The sequence below is a fragment of the Streptomyces sp. WMMC500 genome, assembly GCF_027497195.1.
Lineage (GTDB): Bacteria > Actinomycetota > Actinomycetes > Streptomycetales > Streptomycetaceae > Streptomyces.
The window spans coordinates 7,520,355-7,537,060 of the sequence record NZ_CP114905.1 but is presented as its reverse complement, the minus strand read 5'-3'; the positions used below and the strand labels follow the sequence as shown (position 1 = coordinate 7,537,060).

At 73.7% G+C, this 16,706-nt stretch carries 14 protein-coding genes and 1 pseudogene; 6 read left to right on the top strand and 9 right to left on the bottom strand.

Annotated features, from left to right (window positions below; translation table 11 throughout):
- Positions 1 to 16: 16 nt before the first annotated feature.
- The gene (locus O7599_RS32520; RefSeq protein WP_281619180.1) at positions 17 to 1,027 is read right to left on the bottom strand and encodes a helix-turn-helix domain-containing protein; all 1,011 of its coding nucleotides are present in this window, start codon (positions 1,025 to 1,027) and stop codon (positions 17 to 19) included.
- 71 nt (positions 1,028 to 1,098) lie between these two features.
- On the opposite strand from O7599_RS32520, the gene O7599_RS32515 reads away from it, so the two are divergent.
- Positions 1,099 to 2,496 carry an APC family permease gene (locus tag O7599_RS32515; protein ID WP_281619179.1) on the top strand — a complete coding sequence of 466 codons (1,398 nt, stop codon included), beginning with the start codon at positions 1,099 to 1,101 and terminating at the stop codon, positions 2,494 to 2,496.
- A 67-nt stretch (positions 2,497 to 2,563) separates the two neighbouring features.
- Here O7599_RS32515 and O7599_RS32510 read toward each other — a convergent pair whose 3' ends face one another.
- Positions 2,564 to 3,184: a DsbA family protein gene (locus O7599_RS32510; protein ID WP_281619178.1), complete on the bottom strand. Its 621-nt coding sequence runs from the start codon at positions 3,182 to 3,184 to the stop codon at positions 2,564 to 2,566.
- Positions 3,185 to 3,298: 114 nt separating this feature from the next.
- On the opposite strand from O7599_RS32510, the gene O7599_RS32505 reads away from it, so the two are divergent.
- Together O7599_RS32505 and O7599_RS32500 are read left to right on the top strand one after the other, a co-directional pair.
- On the top strand, positions 3,299 to 3,823 hold the full coding sequence (locus tag O7599_RS32505) for an AAA family ATPase (protein ID WP_281623614.1): 525 nt from the start codon (positions 3,299 to 3,301) through the stop codon (positions 3,821 to 3,823).
- A 99-nt stretch (positions 3,824 to 3,922) separates the two neighbouring features.
- Positions 3,923 to 4,663, top strand: a complete 741-nt coding sequence (locus O7599_RS32500) for a metallophosphoesterase family protein (protein ID WP_281619177.1) — start codon at positions 3,923 to 3,925, stop codon at positions 4,661 to 4,663.
- 109 nt (positions 4,664 to 4,772) lie between these two features.
- On the opposite strand, the gene O7599_RS32495 is transcribed toward O7599_RS32500, so the two are convergent.
- Both O7599_RS32495 and O7599_RS32490 read right to left on the bottom strand, forming a co-directional pair.
- Positions 4,773 to 5,792 carry a slipin family protein gene (locus O7599_RS32495; protein WP_281619176.1) on the bottom strand — a complete coding sequence of 340 codons (1,020 nt, stop codon included), beginning with the start codon at positions 5,790 to 5,792 and terminating at the stop codon, positions 4,773 to 4,775.
- A gap of 214 nt (positions 5,793 to 6,006) precedes the next feature.
- Entirely contained in the window at positions 6,007 to 6,924 is a 918-nt protein-coding gene (locus O7599_RS32490; RefSeq protein ID WP_281619175.1) for a S1 family peptidase, read from the bottom strand.
- A 531-nt stretch (positions 6,925 to 7,455) separates the two neighbouring features.
- Here O7599_RS32490 and sepF point away from each other — a divergent pair.
- Complete coding sequence (gene sepF, locus O7599_RS32485; RefSeq protein WP_281619174.1) at positions 7,456 to 7,899, top strand: cell division protein SepF; 444 nt, start codon at positions 7,456 to 7,458, stop codon at positions 7,897 to 7,899.
- Between the two features lie 46 nt (positions 7,900 to 7,945).
- Here the strand turns inward: sepF and O7599_RS32480 are convergent, their stop codons facing one another.
- Together O7599_RS32480 and O7599_RS32475 are read right to left on the bottom strand one after the other, a co-directional pair.
- Complete coding sequence (locus tag O7599_RS32480; protein ID WP_281619173.1) at positions 7,946 to 9,136, bottom strand: acyl-CoA dehydrogenase family protein; 1,191 nt, start codon at positions 9,134 to 9,136, stop codon at positions 7,946 to 7,948.
- The gene (locus O7599_RS32475) at positions 9,084 to 10,952 is read right to left on the bottom strand and encodes an MFS transporter (protein ID WP_281619172.1); all 1,869 of its coding nucleotides are present in this window, start codon (positions 10,950 to 10,952) and stop codon (positions 9,084 to 9,086) included. Before O7599_RS32475 ends, O7599_RS32480 begins: the two co-directional genes overlap by 53 nt.
- A 531-nt stretch (positions 10,953 to 11,483) precedes the next feature.
- Between O7599_RS32475 and O7599_RS32470 the strand changes: the two genes are divergently transcribed.
- Positions 11,484 to 12,491, top strand: coding sequence for a phosphatase PAP2 family protein (locus O7599_RS32470; RefSeq protein WP_281619171.1), 1,008 nt, complete (start codon positions 11,484 to 11,486; stop codon positions 12,489 to 12,491).
- A 6-nt stretch (positions 12,492 to 12,497) separates the two neighbouring features.
- Here the strand turns inward: O7599_RS32470 and O7599_RS32465 are convergent, their stop codons facing one another.
- Positions 12,498 to 12,722, bottom strand: a complete 225-nt coding sequence (locus O7599_RS32465; protein WP_281619170.1) for an I78 family peptidase inhibitor — start codon at positions 12,720 to 12,722, stop codon at positions 12,498 to 12,500.
- A gap of 408 nt (positions 12,723 to 13,130) precedes the next feature.
- On the opposite strand from O7599_RS32465, the gene ctaD reads away from it, so the two are divergent.
- A complete protein-coding gene (ctaD, locus tag O7599_RS32460; RefSeq protein WP_281619169.1) occupies positions 13,131 to 14,831 on the top strand; it encodes a cytochrome c oxidase subunit I in 1,701 nt (566 codons plus the stop codon).
- Positions 14,832 to 14,928: 97 nt separating this feature from the next.
- On the opposite strand, the pseudogene O7599_RS32455 reads toward ctaD, so the two are convergent.
- Positions 14,929 to 15,234: pseudogene (locus O7599_RS32455) on the bottom strand (hypothetical protein); the annotation flags it as partial.
- Between the two features lie 137 nt (positions 15,235 to 15,371).
- Complete coding sequence (locus O7599_RS32450) at positions 15,372 to 16,706, bottom strand: ABC transporter substrate-binding protein (protein ID WP_281619168.1); 1,335 nt, start codon at positions 16,704 to 16,706, stop codon at positions 15,372 to 15,374.

Here is a 16,706-nt window from a genome sequence, read left to right as displayed (position 1 = left end):
TGCGCGCCGGTCGCGGTCAGCGCGCCCGGTCGCGGAACACGTGCCGGTACGTCCGCGGCGAGACCCCCGTCTGCCGGGCGAACTGGTGCCGCAGGTTCGCCGCGCTCCCCAGCCCCGCGCGCCGCGCCACCGCCTCCACCGGGACGTCCGTGGTCTCCAGCAGCTCCTGCGCCAGCCGGACCCGCTCGTGCAGCAGCCACTGCAGCGGCGTGACGCCGAGGGTGTCGCGGAACCGGCGGGCGAAGGTGCGCTCCGCGAGGTGCGCGGCGCGGGCCAGTCGGGCCACGGTGAGCGGCTCGTGGAGGCGGGCGCGGGCCCAGTCGAGCACCGGTGCCAGCCCGTGGTCGGGGGCGGCCGGGCGGGCCGGGGCCGGGGGGAGCTTGGCGTACTGGGCCTGGCCGCCCTCGCGGTGCGGGGGTACGACCATGCGCCGGGCGACCTCGTTGGCGACGGCGGCGCCGTGGTCGCGGCGGACGAGGTGCAGGCAGAGGTCGACGGCGGCGCCGGTGCCGGCGGAGGTGAAGACGGGGCCGTCCTCGCAGTAGAGCGCGTCGGGATCGACGCGGACGCGGGGGAAGCGGTGGGCGAAGTCGGCGGCGTTCATCCAGTGGGTCGTCGCCCGGCGCCTGTCCAGCACACCGGCCGCCGCCGGTACGTACGCGCCGGCGCACAGCGAGACGATCCGCTTGCCCGCCTCGTATGCCTTCCGCACGGCGGCGACGAGGCCGGGCGGCGGGTCGAGCTGGTGGCTGCGGGTGAGGCCGGGGATGAGCACGGTGTCGGCCTCGGCCAGGTCGTCCAGGCCGTACGGGCTCTGCAGGAGCAGCCCGGGGGCGGTGGTCAGCGGGCCGGGCTGGGCGGCGCACAGGCGTAGCTCGTACCAGGGGTCGGCGAGGTCGCTGCGGTCGAGGCCGAAGACCTCGCAGGGCACGGCGAGTTCGTAGGCGGGGGCGCCGTCCGTGACGGCGACCCCGACGACGTGGCGCGGCGTCGGTGTCACCGTCGGGTTCCGGGTCGGCGCGGGCATGGCAGGAATTTAGCGCAGAGAGGCATTTCTGCCCATGGTCGCGCAGGGGGCCGGCACGCGAGGCTCCGGTCATGGCCGACACGACCAGCGGCGCCGCCCCGGCGGGCGGCGCGGAGCCGACGCATGCCGCGGCCCGGGTACGCCCGGGGCGTACCCCGGAACGCGCCCCGAACCCCCCGGCACCGGGCCGCGCCCCCGCGCACTCCCCCGGCGGCCTCACCGCCGCGCAGGGCACCGCGATGTACGTCGGCGCCGTCCTCGGCACCGGCGTCATCACCCTGCCCGCGCTCGCCGCCGACACCGCGGGCCCCGCCTCCCTCGTCGCGTGGGCCGCGCTCGTCCTGGTCTCCGTGCCGCTGGCCGCCACCTTCGCCGCCCTCGGTGCCCGCCACCCCGACTCCGGCGGCGTCTCGACGTACGCCCGGCTCGCCTTCGGCGAGCGCGCCGCGACCGTCGTCGGCTGGTGCTTCTTCCTCGCGATACCCCCGGGCGCCGCGGCCGCCGCGCTCTTCGGCGGCGCGTACGTCTCCGCCGCCGTGGGCGGCGGCACGGCGACGACCACCGCCACCGCCGCCGGCCTCATGGCCGCCGTCACCGCCGCCAACGCCGCGGGGCTGCGGGTGACCGGCCGGCTGCAACTGGCGCTCGCGGTCCTGCTCGTCGTCCTCCTGGTGACCGCGGTGCTGATGTCGCTCCCCCATGCCCGTACGGACCATCTGCGGCCCTTCGCGCCGCACGGCTGGACGGCCGTCGCGCCCGCCGCCGCGCTGCTGGTCTGGAGCTTCGCCGGCTGGGAGGCGATCACGCACCTGGCGGGCGAGTTCCGCCGGCCGGCCAGCGACCTGCCGCGCGCGACGGGCGCGGCCGTCGCGCTGGTGGGGGTGCTCTACCTGTCCGTCGCCTTCGCCGTCGTCGCGGTCCTCGGCCCCGCCGCGGCGGACTCCGACGCGCCGCTCGGCGACCTCATGGCCCGCGGCCTCGGCGGCCCCGCCCGCCCGCTCGCCGCGGGCGCCGCGCTGCTCCTCACCCTCGGGGTCATGAACGTCTACTACGCCGGGGCCGCCAAGCTCGGCGCCGCCCTCGGGCGCGACGGCGCGCTGCCGGCGAAGCTGGCGCGGGGCAGCGAGGCCGGGGAGGTGCCGCGGCGGAGCCTGGCGGTGCTCTCGGCGCTGTCGTTCGCGGCGCTGGCCGCGGTGACGCTGACGGACACCGGCACGAAGCCGCTGGTGCTGCTGACCACGGGCTCGTTCACCACCGTCTACGCGGTGGGCGTGGCCGCCGCGTTCCGGCTGCTGCCGCGCGGGAGCGCGGGGCGGAAGGCGGCGGTGCCGGCGCTCGTCGCGGTCGCGGCGCTGCTGGTGGCCTCCGGCCCGTACCTGCTGTGGCCGCTGTCGGTGACGGCGGCGGCGTGGCTGTACACGAGACGCCGCCGGCCGGCGACGGGGGCCGGTTCGTCGGCACACGGGTAAGGACCGGGCGCCACGGCGCCCGGTCCTTACCGCTCGTTCCCCGCCGGCCCGGTCCCCGCCGGCGTGCTCAGGTGAAGTTCAGCTCGCCCGTGCGCGTCCGCTTCAGCTCGAAGAACTTCGGGTACGCCGCCATCGCCAGCGCCCCCTCGAAGACCCGCAGCGCCTCCTCGCCCCGCGGGATGGCGGTCATCACCGGCCCGAAGAACGCCACGCCGTCGATGTGGATCGTCGGGGTGCCGACGTCCTCGCCGACCGGGTCCATGCCCTCGTGGTGGCTCGCGCGCAGCGCCTTGTCGTACTCGTCGCTCTCCGCGGCGGCGGCCAGCTCGGCCGGCAGGCCCACCTCGGCCAGGGCGGCCTCGATGACGGCCGTCAGGTCTTCCTCGCCCCCGTTGTGGATGCGGGTGCCGAGGGCGGTGTACAGGTCGCGCAGGACCCCCTCGCCGTGCTGCTGCGCGGCGGCGATGCAGACCCGGACCGGGCCCCACGCCCGGTCCATCAGCGCGCGGTACCCCTCCGGCAGGTCGCGGCCCTCGTTGAGCACGGACAGGCTCATCACCCGAAAGCGCAGGTCCACGTCCCGCTGCCGCTCCACTTCGAGGATCCAGCGCGAGGTGATCCACGCGAACGGACAGACGGGGTCGAAGTAGAAGTCGACCTTGGGCGTTTCACCGGTGGCAGCCGCCATGGGCCATCTCCCTGATGTGGTACGGATACACGCAACATCTGACGCCAGCGTCAACGCCGACCCTCACGGCCGCATTCCGAGGAGCCGACCATTTTCCCCGACACCCCGGCGGTCCTGCTGCTGACCGGCGTCCAGGCCGCCGGCAAGTCCACCGTCGCCCAGTTGATCGCCGAACGGCTGCCGCGCTCGGCGCACGTGCGCGGCGACGTCTTCCGCCGCATGGTGGTGGGAGGGCGCGCCGAGGTGACGCCGGAGGGTTCGCCGGAGGCGCTGCGGCAGTTGAGACTGCGGTACGGGCTGATGGCCCGCACCGCCGACGCGTACGCGGCGGCCGGCTTCACGGCGGTCGCCCAGGACGTGGTGCTGGGTGCCGAGCTGCCGCGGACCGCGGCGCTGTTCCGTACGGACCCGCTGCTCGTCGTCGTCCTGGCGCCGTGCCCGGAGGCGGTGGCGGCCCGCGAGGCGGGGCGGGCGAAGACGGCGTACGGGCCGGCGTGGGGCGTACGGGAGCTGGACGGCGTGCTGCGCAACGAGACCCCGCGCCTCGGGCTGTGGCTGGACACCTCCGGCCAGACGCCGGCGGAGACGGCGGACGAGATCCTGGCCCGCGCCTGGCGGGAGGCCCGCGTCGAGTGCTGAGGCCGCCCGCACGGTGCCGCCCGCCCCGGGTCGCCGGCGGCGTCCTGCTCTCGGCGAATCCCCGCGCGCGACGGCCCCGGCGCCCGGCACCCTGGTCCCATGCCCGAGTCCGTCGCCGTACTCTCCGACATCCACGGCGTGCTGCCCGCGCTCGAAGCCGTGCTCGCCGAGCCCGACGTACGCGCCGCCGACACCGTCGTCCTGACCGGCGACCTCGCCGCGGGACCGCTCCCCGGCCGCACCCTCGACGCGCTGGCCGCGCTCGGCGGGCGCGCCGTGTGGGTGGGCGGCAACGCCGACCGCGAGCTGGTCGCGTACCGGCGCGGCGCCCGCGCCGCCCTCCCCGACCCGATCGCGCCGTGGGCGGCGGAGCAGTTGCGCGCGGAGCAGGTCGAGCTGCTGGCGTCGCTGCCGGCGAGCGCCACGCTGCCGGTCGGCGGCCTCGGGCAGGTGTACTTCTGCCACGCCACCCCGCGCGCCGACGACGAGACGGTGCTGGTCGACGCGGCGCCCGGGCGCTGGGCCGAGGTGCTGGGCGGCCTCGGGCCGCAGGTCGAGACCGTGGTGCTCGGGCACACGCACATGCCGTTCGCCCGGCTCACGCACGGCCGCCTCGTGGTCAACCCGGGCAGCGTCGGCATGCCGTACGGCCGCCCCGGCGCCCACTGGGCGCTGCTCGGCGCGGGCGGCGTGGCGCTGCGGCGGACGGCGTACGACTACGGGGCGGCCTGCGCGCGGATCGCGGCGGAATCCGGCTACGCGGGCGCGGCGGCGTGGGCGGACGAGTACGTGTGGGCCCGCAACTCCGCCGAAGACGCGCTCGCGGCCTTCGGCGATTGATGCGCGCGGCGCGAACCGCCGCGGACCGCCCGTACCCGCCCGCCGACCGCCGCCGGCCCGCGCCCGGGCCGTCGGCACTCCGGACCCGTACGAGCCGGGGCTCCGGCCGTCAGTCCTCCCGGTCCGGCCGGTCCCGCGGCGGCGGCTCCAGCTCCTCGACGGACGCCACGTCGCCCGGGTCCACCGCCTCCGGCCCGAGCCCCTGATCCACGGAGCCCTCCGGCCCTCCGATCTGCTCCACCGCGCCCAGCGGGTCGATCGGGTCCACCGGCGCCGGCACGTCCTCGTCGTCCTCCGCCCCGGGCTCCGCACCGTCCACCGGCGGCGGCGCGGGTCCGGGCCCGCCGGCCGGCGGCTGCCCGGCCATGCCGGACTGCGCCCGCTCCAGGAACCGCAGCAGCTCCACCGGGAACGGCAGCACCAGCGTCGAGTTCTTCTCCGCCGCCACCGCCCCCACCGTCTGCAGCAGCCGCAACTGGAGCGCCGAGGGGTGGTCGGACATCTGCCGTGCCGCCTGTGCCAGCTTCCGGGACGCCTGCAGCTCCGCGTCGGCGTTGATGACCCGCGCGCGCCGGTCGCGCGCCGCCTCCGCCTGCCGGGCCATGGAGCGCTTCATCGTCTCGGGCAGCGACACGTCCTTGATCTCGACCCGGTCGATGGTCACGCCCCACTCCACCGCCGGGCTGTCGATCATCAGCTCCAGCCCCTGGTTGAGCTTCTCCCGGTTGGAGAGCAGGTCGTCCAGGTCGCTCTTGCCGATGATGGACCGCAGCGAGGTCTGGGCCATCTGGGAGACGGCGAAGCGGTAGTCCTCGACCTGCACGACGGCGTCCACCGGCGCCACGACCTTGAAGTAGACGACCGCGTCGACGCGGACCGTCACGTTGTCGCGGGTGATGCCCTCCTGGGCCGGGATGGGCAGGGTCACGATCTGCATGTTGACCTTGCGCATCCGGTCGACGACCGGGACGATCATCTTGAAGCCGGGGCCGCGGATTCCGGGCCTGAGCCGGCCGAGCCGGAAGACCAGCCCCCGCTCGTACTGCTTGACCACCCGGGCCCCGGCCAGCACGTAGATGCCCCCGAGGCAGACGATGGCCACTATTACTGCGATCAGTGCCTCGATCATCACGGCCCCCTGCGTCGTGTGCGAGTCAGCCGTTCTGTCTCCACGGTAGCCCCGACGCCGGGCCGGGGCAGCGTGCGGCCGCCGCGCCCGTACCGCGTCGCGCGCCGCCCGGTACCGGAACCCGCTCCGTCCGGCCCGGAAACCGCACCGCCCCCGCCCGGTGGGGGTCCGGGCGGGGGCGGCGGCCGGGGCGCTCAGGCCCCGCGCGTCAGGGTCAGTAGACACTCACCCCGTACGCGTTCAGCGCCTCGACGACCGGCTGGAAGAAGGTCGTGCCGCCGCTGGAGCAGTTGCCGCTGCCGCCGGAGGTCAGGCCGAGGGCCGTCGTGCCGGAGAACAGCGGGCCGCCGGAGTCGCCGGGCTCGGCGCAGACGTTGGTGCGGACCATGCCGTAGACGACGTCGCCGCCGCCGTAGTTCACGGTCTGGTTCAGCCCCGTGACGCTGCCGCCGTGGAGGCCGGTGGTGGAGCCGCTGCGCTGCACGGACTGGCCCATGGTCGCGTTGGCGGCGCCGGTGATGTCCCGGCTGCTGCCGTTGTACAGGTTCACGGAGCCGGGGTGGGTCTGCGCCGAGTTCGTGTACCGGACCAGCCCGTAGTCGTTCGTCGGGAAGCTCGACCCGGCGGTCGGGCCGATGGTGGTGGTGCGGCCGGAGTTGCTCCACCAGGTGCCCGCGCCATCGGTGCAGTGACCGGCGGTGACGAAGTAGTACGTGCTGCCGCTGCGGACGTTGAAGCCGAGCGAGCAGCGCCAGCCGGACGCGTAGATGGCCTGGCCGCCGTTGATGTAGCGCTGGAGCTTGCCCTGCATGCGCTCGATCCGCATGGCTTCCGCGTCGGGGCCCGCGGTCCGCTTGATGCGGGCCACCTCGGCGGGGGTCACGGTCTCGTCGATGCTGACGACGAGGGTGCCGGACTTCTTGTCGACGCCCCATGCGGTGCCGCCGACGTCGGCGGCGAGCACGGCGTCGCCGGCTCTCTCCAGGGTGGCGGCGCTGAAGCCCTCGGGCTGCTGGGCGGCGCCCGACGCCGGTACCGCGAGCGCGGCGCCGGCCAGGGCGGCGGTCAGCGCGGCGACCAGCCGCAGTCGCTTCTTGGTGCCGCTCAGTGGGGGTGTGCGCTTGATCCTCACTCAGTCCTCCGAGTGTGCTCGGGGACCCGCCGGCGGGCAGGTCCGTGAGGCGCAGCCACGGGGCCGGGAAAACGCGAAGCGGCTCGCCCGGCCGGGTTCCGTACTGCCGGCCGTTGGGGGTGCGGGCCCCTTATTTTCGTCGTGCCCCTGACAAGCGCTGCTGAGAGTATTCAGACGATGACAGGTGTGCACAAGTAGGCACTTGGACATGTTGGCGCAATCACGCCCCCCGTCCCGGCCGACCGGCCCGGGCGGGCCGCCGTCCACTCGAACAGCGCGGCAACCACCCGAGCGGACGCCGAAACACCCGTCCGGCCCTGCGGTAATCTCCTGTCACCCCGTCAGACCCCCTGCGCCGGGGGAACTCTGACGAACCGACAGCCGTTTCTGTGCCAGTACTGTCACGAACCCGGCGCGTGCCCTCTATCTGATTGGCACATCATCCGCATCATGGATGACCATAGGTGAGCGGACAGACATCCCCGGACCGCTCCGGGGACAGCCCACGCCGCGGGAGAGAGAGGAGGCGTCATGGGATCGGTACGCAGGGCTAGTGCCTGGCTCGGCCTCGTCGACGACAACGAAGACGAGCGCTACTACGACGGGTACGAAGACGACAGCGCGGACACCCAGGGAGACGCCGCCTGGACGACGGACCCGCGCGTGCGCGTGGCGTCCCAGGCCGCCCAGGAGAAAGGGCGCCGTATCGCCACCGTGTCGCCGGACGGGTTCCGGGACGCGCGCGGGATCGGCGAACTCTTCCGCGAGGGCGTCCCCGTCATCGTGAACCTCACGATGCTGGAGGCCGCCGACGCCAAGCGCGTCGTCGACTTCGCCGCGGGTCTGACCTTCGGCCTGCGCGGCTCCATCGAACGGGTGGCGACGCGGGTGTTCCTGCTGACCCCCGCGGAGTACGCGATCGTGCCGGGCGAGGTGCCCCGCTCCACGCAGGGCGGGTTCTTCAACCAGAGCTGACGCGACGACCGCCGGAACGACGGCGACCGGGGCTGGGCCGTGCGGCTCAGCCCCGGAACGCGTCCAGCCCCGTCAGCGCCTTGCCCAGCACGAGCTGGTGCATCTCCACCGTGCCCTCGTACGTCAGCACCGACTCCAGGTTCGTGGCGTGCCGCATCACCGGGTACTCCAGCGAGATGCCGTTCGCGCCCAGGATCGTGCGGGCCGTCCGGCAGATCTCGATCGCCTCGCGGACGTTGTTGAGCTTGCCGAAGCTGACCTGTTCCGGGCGCAGCGTGCCGGCGTCCATCCGCGTGCCCAGGTGGTGCGCGAGCAGCACGCCCTTGTGCAGCTCGACCGCCATGTCGGCGAGCTTGGCCTGGGTGAGCTGGAAACCGCCGATGGGCCTGCCGAACTGCTCGCGGGTACGGGCGTACTCGAGCGCCGTGTCGAAGGACGACCGGGCCGCGCCCATGGCGCCCCAGACGATCCCGTAGCGGGCGTGCGTCAGACAGCTCAGCGGGCCGCGCAGCCCGGCGGCCTCCGGCAGCACGGCGTCGGCGGGCAGCCGCACCTCGTCCAGGACCAGTTCCGCGGTGACCGAGGCGCGCAGCGACCACTTGTGCCTGATCTCGGGCGCGGCGAAGCCGGGCGTGTCGGCGGGGACGACGAAGCCGCGGATGCCGTCGTCGGTACGGGCCCACACGACGGCGACGCCGGCCACCGAGCCGTTGGTGATCCACGTCTTGCGGCCGGTGAGCACCCAGTCCGAGCCCTCCCGCTTCGCGTGCGTGCGCATCCCGGCCGGGTCGGAGCCGTGGTCCGGCTCGGTCAGGCCGAAGCAGCCGATGACCTCGCCGGTGGCCATCCGCGGCAGCCACCGCTGCTTCTGCTCCTCGGAGCCGAAGCGCCAGATCGCGTACATCGCGAGCGAGCCCTGCACGGAGACGAGCGAGCGGATGCCGGAGTCGGCGGCCTCCAGCTCCAGACAGGCCAGCCCGTACTGCACGGCGGAGGCGCCGGCGCAGCCGTAGCCGGTGAGGGACATGCCCAGGGCGCCCATCGCGCCCAGTTCGCGGGCCAGTTCGCGGATGCCGGGGAGCTCGCCGCGCTCGTACCAGTCGGCGATGTGCGGCAGCACCCGGTCGGCGGCCCAGCCGCGCACGGTGTCGCGGACGGCGACGTCCTCGGGGCTGAGGAGGTCGTCAACTCCGAGCGGATCGCCGGGGTTGAACGGCGGCGTAGTGCTTGCGGGCATGGCTGTCGTCCTCCGGCCGGCCGTCGGGGTCACGGCCCGACGCTACTTGCGCGTATTCCACGTCGTCCAGCCTCGCCGCGCGCGGCGTGACCTCTTCCACACCCCGTACGCGCCCGGCCCGCGCACTCCGCTCCCCCGTCCGGCCGGCGCCGTCCCGTACGCCGCCCGCCGCCCACCGCTCGCGCCGCACCCCGGCCGGGGCCACGGGACGCGCGCCGGGCGCCGCGCCGGCGCCCTTCGCCGCGCTGCCGCCCGCCTCGCCGGGCGCGCCGCACTCCATCGACCGCGGCAGCCGCAGCGCCGTGAGCGCCCCGAGCAGCAGCAGCCCGGCACTGACGGCCAGCGTCACGTGCATGCCGTGGACGAACGCGTCCCGCGCGGCGTCCCGCAGCGTGGCGCCGGCGGCGCCGCCCAGCTCGCCCGCGGTCTCGTACGCCTCGCCCAGCGAGTTGCCCGCCGCGTCGGTCGCACTCGACGGCACGCCGGGCACGGTGCCGAGCGCGGGGCGGTAGACGGCGTTCATGACGCTGCCGAGCAGCGCTATGCCGATGCCCGCGCCGAGTTGGTACGAGGTCTCGCCGATGGCCGCGACCCCGCCGGCCTGCTCCGCCGGCGCCTCGCTGAGCATCGACTCGTACGCGCCGAAGATGGTCGTCTCCAGCCCGTACCCCAGCAGCACGAAGCCCGCGCCCAGCACCAGCGGCCGGTCCTCCTCGCCCAGGGTGATCAGCCCGGCGACGGCGACGGCGGTGAGCAGGAAGCCGAGCGCGACCATGGCGCGCGGGCCGAGCCTGGCGACCATCCGGGAGCCCGCGAGCCCCGCGGCCACGGCGGCGACGGTCAGCGGGATCAGCCGCAGCCCGGTCTCCAGCGGGCTGAGGCCGAGGACGAGCTGCATGTACTGCACGGCGACGAGCTGCAGCCCCACGAGGGCGAGGAGCGCCAGCACGATGCAGCCGACGGCGGTGCCGAAGGACCGGCAGGAGATGACGTCGAAGTCGACGAGCGGGTGGGCGCGGCGGCGCTGCCTGCGGACGAAGAGGACGAGCAGCGCGCAGCCGAGGAGCAGCGGCCCGGCGACGGCCGGGTGCAGCGGCCCGTCGCCCGCGCCGGCCTGTTTCAGTGCGAGGACGACGCCGAAGAGGCCGGCCGCCGCCATCAGCGCGCCGACGACGTCCCAGGGGCCGGCCCGGTCGGCGGTGGACTCCGGCAGCAGCCAGCGGCCCACGGGCACGGCGATCACCATCAGCGGGATGTTGATCAGGAAGACCGAGCCCCACCAGAAGTGCTCCAGCAGAAAGCCGCCGAGCAGCGGCCCGATGGCCGCGCCCACGGCGGCGGTGGCGCTCCACAGGCCGATGGCCGCGGCGCGCTCGCGGCGGTCGGGGAAGACCTGGCGCAGGATCGACAGCGTGGCCGGCATGATCATGGCGCCGCCGACGCCGAGGAGGGCGCGGGCGGCGATCAGCACGTGCGGGTCGCTCGCCGCGGCGGCGAGCGCGGAGGCCAGGCCGAAGATCGCGTAGCCGAGGAGCAGGACGCGGCGGCGGCCCACGCGGTCGCCGAGGGTGCCGAAGAGGATCAGCAGGGAGGCGGCGACCAGGGGGTAGGCGTCGACGATCCAGAGCAGGTCGACGGCGCCGGGCTTGAGGTCTTCGGTGAGCGCGGGGACGGCGACGTGCAGGACGGTTGCGTCGAGGGCGACGAGCAGCAGGCTGGAGCAGAGGACGGCGAGCACGGTCCAGCGTCCGGCGCCGCCGCCGCAGGCGCCGGGAACGTCCCGCGGCGGGCTCGCGGCCGTGGCCGTCCCTGACATCTACGCACCTCCCGGACTCGCGCGAGTCGACAGCGTACGCGAGTCCTCCGGACGCAGGTGGCGGCACTACCCGTTGAGGTGACGGCGCCACCGGTTGCGGCGAAGCCCGTCCCTTCCCGTCCCTTCCTGTCCCCTTCCCGACCCCTTTTCTGCTCCTTCCTGCTCCTTCCTGCTCCTGCTCCCCTCGCCCGTCCGCCGGAACGGCTCCGCTGACGTGCCATGATTGCCCGCCCCCGGTCCGGGAAGTCACTGGTTGAGGGCTTTGCGCACGATGTGTGGCACCCGCCACACGCCCGCGGGGCGTCCGCCAGGCGAACGGTCCGCAACGGCACGGCGAATCTCCGATAAACGGAGGAGCGCGAAAAACAATTGACCGATTGGCCGTACTCAGATATTCCCAGAAAGCGGAAGACATGAGTCCTGAAAAGGCGGTGGGGTAAGTGCCGTTGACCACGCAGTCCACATCACATAGGCATTACAGATCCAGCCGATTGGTCAATCCGCGGCAGTCGGCGAGGTAACGTCGATTCCGTGCGTACCGAAGAGAGACGTCCGCAGGGAGCGGAGCGTCCGACCACACACGGCGGCTGGCGGCCGCGTATGACCAGGACCCGGCTGTGGCTGTTCTGGTCGTCGCTGGCCGTCTACGCGGCGATCGTCGCGGCCGTGGTGACCACGTCGTGGCTGGTGCACCTCGACTGGCAGTTGATGCTCTTCCGGCCGTACAAGCAGTGGCCGGAGTTCCACGCCTTCCTGGACTACTTCGTGGTGCTCGGCCAGCGCGCCCCCACCGCCGTCGCCGTGCTGGCCTGGCTCGGCTGGCGCGCCTGGCGGCAGCACACCCTGCGCCCGCTGTTCATGCTGGCCGGCTCGCTGCTCCTGCTGAACGTCACGGTCGGGGCGGCGAAGATCGGCATGGGCCGGCTCGGCCCGCACTACGCCACCGAGATCGGCTCGAACGAGATGTGGGCCGGCGGCGATATATTTCCTTCGGGTCACACCGCGAACGCCGTCGTGACCTGGGGTGTCGTGGCCTATCTGGCGACGACGCCGCGGGCCCGCAGGACCGCCTCCGTGGTCTGCGCGATGGTGGCGCTGGGCGTCGGCGGGACGACGGTCTACCTCGGTACGCACTGGCTCAGCGACGTGCTGCTCGGCTGGGTGGCCGGCCTGCTCGTGCTGCTGGCCCTGCCGTGGTTCGAGCCCGTCGTGGCCCGCGCGGAGGCGTGGCTGCTGCACCTGCGCGACCGGCTGCGCGGCTCCCCGGCCGGCTCGCCCGCGCCGGCCTCGCTGTCGCCGCTGGCCACGCGCGTGTCGATCGTCTCGCAGCGCCCCACGGGGGCCGGGCAGACCACCCGCGAGATGGCCCGCGCGAACTCCGGCCAGGGCACGGCCGCCCGGCCCGACACCTGGCCGCACCTGGCGCCGCGCCCGCACACGACGCGGCACGAGCGCTCCCCGGTCACCCCGGCCGGCCACCGCCGCCCGCCGCAGTCGGACCGCCCCGGCGGCCGGCCGCAGGCGCGCACGGGCGGCTGACCCGCCCTACCCGACCCAGCAGCGCGTCACCCGGCCGTCCTGGACGGTGAAGTTCAGCCGTCCGCCCATGAACTCCATGGTGATGACGGCCCCCGGGGGCAGCGAGCGGACCGTGGTCCAGCCGCGGCCCCTGGCCCGCTCCTCGGCGTCGGCGGCGGCCAGGCCGACGTAGCTCTCGGTGTCGTCGTCGGGGTTCGAGGACGGTGTCGGCAGGTTCGGTGGAGTCGCCATGGCGCCCACGCTATGCCCCAGGTCACGGACGCGGTAGGGCAGCGGGCCACGCGGATGTCGCGGCCCTGTTCACCGCGGGTCACACTTCTGTCACAGCGCCCGCCGGCCGCCGGGCGGCCCGCGAGAGGGCCCGTACAGGCGTCCGAGAGGCGTCTCCTGACGGGCTATCGGGAATTGCTGCCACCCGCTCTAATCGCACCTGCTGTTTACCCGACGGCCCCCCTGGAATTCATCGAATTTCCCCCTTGCGGCGGCGGCCCGTGTCAGCTCCGCATAAATCCTCCGGGTGGCTCCCGCGACACACCGGGCGAACGCGCGTAGCGCGCCGGATCCGCACACCGATGGCACCGTCGTGCCGTGGACGCGCGCGTCGTCACACGTGACCTACAAGCGGAAGGTGCAGAGGCGATGGGGACGACAGAGGCGGCACCGGCACCGGCACCTGCTCCCCCGCGCCACCACCGGCACGGCTCGGTGGTCGTGGACTGGCTGACCACCACGGACCACAAGAAGATCGGGCATCTCTACCTGATCACCTCGTTCGCCTTCTTCCTCTTCGCCGGCGTGCTCGCGCTGGTGATGCGGGCGGAGCTGGCCCGGCCGGGGATGCAGCTCCTCAGCCCCGAGCAGTTCAACCAGTCGTTCACGATCCACGGCACGATCATGCTGCTGCTCTTCGCCACGCCGACCTTCGCCGGCTTCGCCAACGAGATCATGCCCCTGCAGATCGGCGCGCCCGACGTGGCCTTCCCGCGGCTGAACATGCTGTCGTACTGGCTGTTCCTCTTCGGCGGGCTGATCATCCTGAGCAGCTACCTGACGCCGAGCGGGCCCGCGGACTTCGGCTGGTTCGCGTACGCGCCGCTCAACGGCGAGGTGCACTCCCCCGGCCTGGGCGCGGACCTGTGGATCATGGGTCTGGCCCTGGCGGGCTTCGGCACGATCCTGGGCGCGGTCAACTTCCTCACCACGATCATCGGGATGCGCGCGCCCGGCATGACGATGTTCCGGCTGCCGATCTTCACCTGGAACGTCCTCTTCACCTCGATCCTCGTCCTCCAAGCGTTCCCGGTGCTGGCCGCGGCGCTGCTGGTGCTGGAGTCGGACCGGCGCTTCGGCTCGGTCGTCTTCGACGGGTCCGTGGGCGGGGCGCTGCTGTGGCAGCACCTGTTCTGGTTCTTCGGCCACCCGGAGGTCTACATCATCGCGCTGCCGTTCTTCGGCATCATCACCGAGATCATCCCGGTCTTCTCCCGCAAACCGATCTTCGGCTACGTGATGCTGGTCGCCGCCACCATCGCGATCACGGGCCTGTCGATCATGGTCTGGGCGCATCACATGTTCGCCACCGGGGCGGTGCTGCTGCCGTTCTTCTCCCTCATGTCGTTCCTCATCGCGGTGCCCACGGGGGTGAAGTTCTTCAACTGGATCGGCACGATGATCAACGGTTCGCTGTCGTTCGAGACCCCGATGCTGTGGGCGATCGGGTTCCTGGTCAGCTTCCTCTTCGGCGGGCTGACGGGCGTGCTGCTGGCCTCGCCGCCGCTGGACTTCCACGTCACGGACACGTACTTCGTCGTCGGCCACTTCCACTACGTGGTCTTCGGGACGGTGGTGTTCGCGACCTTCGCGGGCTTCTACTTCTGGTGGCCGAAGTTCACCGGAAAGATGCTGGACGAGCGGCTGGGGAAGATCCACTTCTGGACCCTGTTCGTCGGCTTCCACGCCACCTTCCTCGTGCACCACTGGCTGGGCGTGGAGGGCATGCCCCGGCGGTACGCGGACTACCTCGCCGCCGACGGCTTCACCACGCTCAACACGATCTCCACCATCGGGGCCTTCCTCCTCGGCGCCTCCACGCTGCCGTTCCTGTACAACCTGTGGCGCACGGCGAAGGAGGGCGAGAAGGTCGACGTGGACGACCCGTGGGGCTTCGGCCGCTCCCTGGAGTGGGCCACGTCCTGCCCGCCGCCGCGGCACAACTTCACCACCCTGCCGCGGATCCGCTCCGAGTCGCCGGCCTTCGACCTGCACCACCCGTACGCCGTACCGCGGGAGCAGCGGGGGCCGGCCGGCGAACGGGACGTGCTCGACCCCGAGGCGGAGTGAGGCGCGGGCGGGCGGGCGCGGCTCAGGCGGCCTCCGCGCCCTCCCGGGTGCGGTGGGCGTACAGCCCGCCGAGCACCGTGCCGGTCAGCGGCAGCGTCGGGCGGTGGGCATGGAGGCGGGCGAAGAGGTCGTCGTAGCGCTTGAGCGGCGCGAGCCGCCCGGCGGCCAGGACGCAGCGGGCGGTGTTGTCGGACGGCGGCACGTCCGGCGCCGGCACGCCGTTGGGGATGGCGGTCACCGCCACGCCCGGCAGCCGCAGGTGCTCGCGGTACGCGTCCTCGGGGCGGAAGACCGAGACGATCTCCACGTCGTGCTGCTCGGCGAGCGTGCGGGCGAGGGTGAAGGTGGTGCGGACGGTGCCCCCGACGGCGTACGCGTTGCTGATCAGGAACGAGATCCTCATGGCGGTCGGGTACCTCGGGACGGGTGCGGGCAGTCCCCTGCCCTCAGCCTCGCACAGCCGCCGCACCTCGGCATCACGGCAGGTCGGCACCGTCGGGGCGGGTCAGGCCGGCCGGGCGTTCCGGGGCTCCCGGGGGGTCAGGGCCGGTACGGGAGCTGCGGCACCGTGAAGCAGTTCTCCGTCATCTCGCCCTGGCTGACCCAGCCGCCCGCGCCGTCGTTCGCGTCGTCCTGCCAGCGCGCCGCCGACACGCACGTGGGCCGGGTCTTCGGCGGCTGCGGCAACTGCTCGAAGCGTACGGGCAGCAGCAGCCCGCCGGCGTCGTACGGCTCGGCGCGCGTCATGAAGTCCTCGACGCACCCGCGCGTCAGCTCCGCCCCGCAGGACTTCGCCGCGTCCGCGAACCACATCGCGGCGGCCCAGCCCTCCAGTTGCCACTGCGAGCGGGTGTCCGTGTCCGCGTAGCGGTCCATGCCGTCCCGGAACGCCCTGACCGCCGGGTCGCCGTCGTCCTCGTAGTTGCGGCTGGAGCCGGTGACCCAGAGGGAGTTGCGGCAGCGCTCGGCGTCCGCGTAGTCCTCCGCCACGTCGGAGTTCCAGTTCTGCACGTTGGTGACCTTCGCGGTCAGCTCCACGCCGGCCTCGTCGAGCGCCTTGCACAGCTTGGCGTTGCCGCCGGTGTCGACGGCGTCGAAGACCAGATCGACGTCGCGGGCGCGCAGGTCGGCGGCGACCGCGTCGAAGTTCGGCAGCGAGAAGTCGACCTGCGCGGTGACGACGTCGTAGCCCTCGGCCTCCAGACCGCTGGTCACGCTGCGCGCGTACGAGGCCGAGGCCGCCTGGTTGTACGAGACGACGGCGGCGGTGCGGGCGCCGTGCTCCCGCTTGAAGTAGCGGTACACCTCGGTGCCGCCGTACAGGTCGCCGTCCCAGCCGGCCTCGCCGCCGGTGCGCGGGGCGCGGCTGCCGTAGATGCCGTACAGGTGCGGGTACGTCTCGTACGCGGCCCCGATCGGCTGGCCGCCGATGTCCGGCACGCCGGCGTCGCTGACCTGCGGGGCGCCGGCGTAGTTCAGCGAGGTCGTGGCGACGAGCGCGAACACCTTCTCCTTCAGCACCAGTTCGCGCACGCAGTCGCTGTTGCCCAGGCCGCTGCCGCCGTCGTCGCAGGTGACGACCTCGACGGGGCGGCCGTTCACCCCGCCGCGCGCGTTCAGCGCCTCGAAGTAGGCCCGCGCGCCGTCCTGCGGCCCGCTGAACGCGTCGCCCACCGGGCTGGTCTCGCTGGCGATGACGCCGACCCTGACCGGCTCACCGCGCGCCTCGCCCGAGGGCGCGGCGCCGCCGGGCCGGGCGCCCTCGGGCACGGCGGACCGCTCGGCGAACTCGCTCTCGGGCACCCGGCTGCCGCAGGCGGCGGTCAGCAGCACCAGCACCGCCGCCGCCAGCGCGGCACCCCCCGACCGGCTCAT